The organism is Bacillota bacterium, from assembly GCA_040754675.1.
Lineage (GTDB): Bacteria > Bacillota > Limnochordia > Limnochordales > Geochordaceae > Geochorda.
This window is the reverse complement of record JBFMCJ010000605.1, coordinates 1-2,349: the sequence shown is the minus strand read 5'-3', so window position 1 is coordinate 2,349 and position 2,349 is coordinate 1. Positions and strand designations below refer to the sequence as shown.

Genomic DNA, 2,349 nt, shown 5'->3' with positions numbered 1-2,349 from the left:
ATAATCTCGAGCGTGAAGGGGTCGATCTGCGGGCATCCGACCTTGGATGGATCTGCTGTCATGGCTCAGCCCTCCTGGGAGATGTGCAGGAACCCGTATTCATCCATGCTCAGTGCCTGCCCCGGGAAGACCACCGTTACTGAGGAAGGTTCTTCCACCACCGCCGGACCGGTCACGGGCTCACCCAACGGAAGCCGGTCGCGCTCGTAGATGGCAGCCGCGCGCAGGCCCAGCTCACCGAAGTCAACCGATCGCTCCCCCTTGCGCGCGTCCTCCAGGCTGTCCCCGCCCTGCACTTTGGGGATTTCGGGTTTGGTGACCGCACCAAGCGCCGTGAGGTGAAAGTTGACGAACTCGACGGGCGAGTCCAGCCTGAAGGTATAGGCCTGCTTATGCAGGGCGTGAAAGCCCTCCTTGATCTCTTCGAGCATCTGCCGGTCGATGACCCCGCCAGGCACCGGCACTTTGACGGTATGCTCCTGGCCTGCGTAGCGCATGTCTGCGTAGCGGACCAGTCGGATGTCGCCCCTGGCTACGTGTTCAGACGCCAAGTCCCTAACCGCCTCGCCCTCCATCTGCCCGTAGATGCCAATGAGGGTCTGAGGCTCGACGCGGTCCGCGCGTAGAATCCGGGTGCGGATGTAGTCCCGACGCAGGTCGGTCATGAGCATCCCCCAGGCTGAGAAGACCGCCGGGTTGGTGGGAATCACGACCTTCCGCACCCGCAGCTCACGAGCCAGGGACGCGGCGTGCATACCGCCGCCACCCCCGAAGGCGATAAGCACGAAGTCGCGGGGATCGTAACCACGGCGCACGGAGACGAGTTTCAGCGCGTTGACCATGTTGGCGTCGGCCAGGCGGATCACACCGATGGCGGCTTCTTCAACCGAGGTCCCAAAGTGGTCCGCGATCTGCTTCACGGCCTGTCTGGCTCGCGCCACGTTGAGGGGGATCTCACCGCCCAGGAAATAGGCCGGATTGATTCTGCCGGCGATCACGTTGGCGTCGGTCACCGTGGGCCGGTCCCCACCCTTGTCATAACACGCCGGCCCCGGATCAGCCCCGGCACTGACGGGACCCACCTTGAGCGCGCCGGCACCGTCAATCCAGGCAATGGAACCGCCCCCGGCGCCGATCTCCACGATATCCACGGTAGGCGCGAGGATCGGGTAGCCTGCGTAGTCGCGACGGTACTCGATCTTGTACTCGGTGGTGATCTTGGGCGTACCGTTCTCGATCAGGGAGGTCTTCGCCGTCGTCCCCCCGATATCCAGCGATATCACGTTGGGTTCGCCGATCAGCTTCCCGATTTCGGCCGCGCCGATCACACCCGCTACCGGACCCGACTCCACGGTGTAGACGGGAAGATCTCGTGCCGTGGCGAAGGTGGCGGTGCCGCCGTTGGACTGCATGATATGGCCCACCGGGCCCATCCCACGCACGGTTAGGCTCTTCTCCAGGTGATTCAGGTAACGCTTGGCGATGGGATGCACATAAGCGTTCAGGACCGCGGTGTTGGTGCGGGCGTATTCACGCCACTCCTTCGTGACGCGGTGAGACAGCGTCACGGGAATCTCGGGGAGCAGTTCTTCCAGCAGCTCGCCACACTCAATCTCGTGGGCCGGATTGGCGTATGAATGAAGGAAGCAAACGGCAATGGCCTCCACGCCTTCCCGGCGGCACAGCTCGGCCGCCGCCCGGACGCCCTCGGGGTCGAGGGGAGTCAACTCCTCGCCTTTGTAGTTCATGCGCTCACGCACTTCCAGGCGGAGGTAGCGCGGTACGAAGGGGCGCGGCTTGGCGTAGAAGAGGTTGTAAAGATCCGGCCGATTGGCCCGGCCGATCTCTAGGACGTCGCGGAACCCTTTGGTTGTGATCAGCGCCGTCTTGGCGCCCTTCCGTTCCGTCAGAGCGTTGATGACCACCGTGGCGCCGTGCACGAAGAAGGCGGCGCTGGCGACATCCACGCCGGCCTTTTCCAGGCTGTCCAGCACGCCGAGGGCGAAATCCGCCGGTGTGCTGGAGCTTTTCGCCTCTCTCAGCGTGCCGCTGGCCTCGTCCAGGTACACCAGGTCTGTGAAGGTGCCGCCGATATCCGTGGCTATGCGCATGATCTGACCAGCACTCCTCCTCAGCTTCGTGCCGTTCCTGTCAGCGAGGCAACGATAGACTGCTCCCCTTCGGAGTACAGATGGCACCGTACGGTATGGCGTCCGCCCAGGGAGATCATCTTCGGATCGGTACTCCTGCAGACGTCCATGACATACGGGCAGCGGGAATGGAAGCTACACCCTGGGGGGACGTTCACCGGGCTCGGGATTTCTCCCTTCGAGACCACCTTGGCCGGCT

2 protein-coding genes are annotated in these 2,349 nt (G+C 63.6%); both read right to left on the bottom strand.

Annotation, left to right across the window (positions count from 1 at the left end; translation table 11 throughout):
* Window positions 1–65: 65 nt before the first annotated feature.
* Window positions 66–2,111, bottom strand: coding sequence for a hydantoinase/oxoprolinase family protein (locus AB1609_21475; GenBank protein ID MEW6049007.1), 2,046 nt, complete (start codon window positions 2,109–2,111; stop codon window positions 66–68).
* Window positions 2,112–2,131: 20 nt separating this feature from the next.
* Window positions 2,132–2,338, bottom strand: coding sequence for an oligopeptide/dipeptide ABC transporter ATP-binding protein (locus tag AB1609_21470; protein ID MEW6049006.1), 207 nt, complete (start codon window positions 2,336–2,338; stop codon window positions 2,132–2,134).
* Window positions 2,339–2,349: the final 11 nt, after the last annotated feature.

Coding starts and splice junctions, on each gene's coding strand:
- AB1609_21475 (MEW6049007.1), bottom strand. CDS start 2,111: ATGCGCATAGCCACGGATATCGGCGGCACCTTCACAGACCTGGTGTAC.